Source organism: Microbacterium sp. NPDC055683 (assembly GCF_053617895.1).
The window spans coordinates 1-2,189 of sequence record NZ_JBSHGQ010000083.1; the positions used below are offsets into that span (position 1 = coordinate 1).

The following is a 2,189-nucleotide window of genomic DNA, read 5'->3' on the forward strand; positions in this document are numbered from 1 at the left end:
GACAACCAGGAGGTTGGCTTAGAAGCAGCCACCCTTGAAAGAGTGCGTAATAGCTCACTGGTCAAGTGATTCCGCGCCGACAATGTAACGGGGCTCAAGCACGCCACCGAAGTTGTGGCATTGACATTAGTGGTAGGCCTTCGTGGTCCAGCCGTGTTGATGGGTAGGAGAGCGTCGTGTGCCGGGTGAAGCGGCGGAGTGATCCAGCCGTGGATGGCACACGAGTGAGAATGCAGGCATGAGTAGCGAATGACGTGTGAGAAACACGTCCTCCGGAAGACCAAGGGTTCCAGGGTCAAGCTAATCTTCCCTGGGTAAGTCGGGACCTAAGGCGAGGCCGACAGGCGTAGTCGATGGACAACGGGTTGATATTCCCGTACCGGCGAAGAACCGCCCAAGCTAATCCAGTGGTGCTAAACGCCCAAAGCCGATCATCGTCACCTTCGGGTGGCACCGGTCGGTGGAGCGCGTGACCCCATGCTGGTGCGGTTAGCGTGTTAACAGGTGTGACGCAGGAAGGTAGCCCAAGCCAGGCGATGGTTGTCCTGGTCCAAGCATGTAGGCCGAGTCATAGGCAAATCCGTGACTCATGTGGCTGAGATGTGATGGGGATGAAAAGTGGGTGATCCTATGCTGCCGAGAAAAGCATCGACGCGAGGTTCTAGCTGCCCGTACCCCAAACCGACTCAGGTGGTCAGGTAGAGAATACTAAGGAGATCGAGATAATCGTGGTTAAGGAACTCGGCAAAATGCCCCCGTAACTTCGGGAGAAGGGGGGCCCAGCGCGTGTTAGGACTTGCTCCGAGAGCGTGTGTGGGCCGCAGAGACCAGTGGGTAGCGACTGTTTATTAAAAACACAGGTCCGTGCGAAGTCGCAAGACGATGTATACGGACTGACGCCTGCCCGGTGCCGGAAGGTTAAGAGGACCGGTTAGCCGCAAGGCGAAGCTGAGAATTTAAGCCCCGGTAAACGGCGGTGGTAACTATAACCATCCTAAGGTAGCGAAATTCCTTGTCGGGTAAGTTCCGACCTGCACGAATGGCGTAACGACTTCCCAACTGTCTCAACCACGAACTCGGCGAAATTGCATTACGAGTAAAGATGCTCGTTACGCGCAGCAGGACGGAAAGACCCCGTGACCTTTACTATAGCTTGGTATTGGTGTTCGGTGTGGCTTGTGTAGGATAGGTGGGAGACTATGAAGCGGTGACGCCAGTTACCGTGGAGTCGTTGTTGAAATACCACTCTGGTCACTCTGGATATCTAACTTCGGACCGTGATCCGGTTCAGGGACAGTGCCTGGTGGGTAGTTTAACTGGGGCGGTTGCCTCCCAAAGAGTAACGGAGGCGCCCAAAGGTTCCCTCAACCTGGTTGGCAATCAGGTGGCGAGTGTAAGTGCACAAGGGAGCTTGACTGTGAGACTGACAGGTCGAGCAGGGACGAAAGTCGGGACTAGTGATCCGGCAGTGGCTTGTGGAAGCGCTGTCGCTCAACGGATAAAAGGTACCTCGGGGATAACAGGCTGATCTTGCCCAAGAGTCCATATCGACGGCATGGTTTGGCACCTCGATGTCGGCTCGTCGCATCCTGGGGCTGGAGTAGGTCCCAAGGGTTGGGCTGTTCGCCCATTAAAGCGGTACGCGAGCTGGGTTTAGAACGTCGTGAGACAGTTCGGTCCCTATCCGCTGCGCGCGTAGGAAGTTTGAGAGGATCTGACCCTAGTACGAGAGGACCGGGTTGGACGAACCTCTGGTGTGCCAGTTGTCCTGCCAAGGGCACCGCTGGTTGGCTACGTTCGGGATGGATAACCGCTGAAAGCATCTAAGCGGGAAGCCGGCCTCAAGATGAGACTTCCATCACCTTCGGGTGGAGAGGCTCCCAGCAGACTACTGGGTTGATAGGCCAGACGTGGAAGCCCAGCAATGGGTGCAGCTGACTGGTACTAATAAGCCGATGACTTGATAACACACCGCTCCTCGAAGCGCTCGCGTCCACTTTGTGGTTCCCGATGTACGGGCACCAGAACAGTTTCATAGAGAAGCTTGATGTCGAACACATCGAAAAGTGTTTCGGCGGTCATAGCGAGAGGGAAACGCCCGGTCACATTCCGAACCCGGAAGCTAAGCCTCTCAGCGCCGATGGTACTGCAAGGGGGACCTTGTGGGAGAGTAGGACACCGCCGGACTT

At 56.0% G+C, this 2,189-nt stretch carries 2 rRNA genes; both read left to right on the forward strand.

The annotated features are described in order from the left end of the window. Window positions 1-1,968: ribosomal RNA gene (locus tag ACWGPF_RS17510) — 23S ribosomal RNA — on the forward strand; the annotation flags it as partial. A 102-nt stretch (window positions 1,969-2,070) separates the two neighbouring features. Beyond that, window positions 2,071-2,187: ribosomal RNA gene (gene rrf / locus ACWGPF_RS17515) — 5S ribosomal RNA — on the forward strand. Window positions 2,188-2,189: the final 2 nt, after the last annotated feature.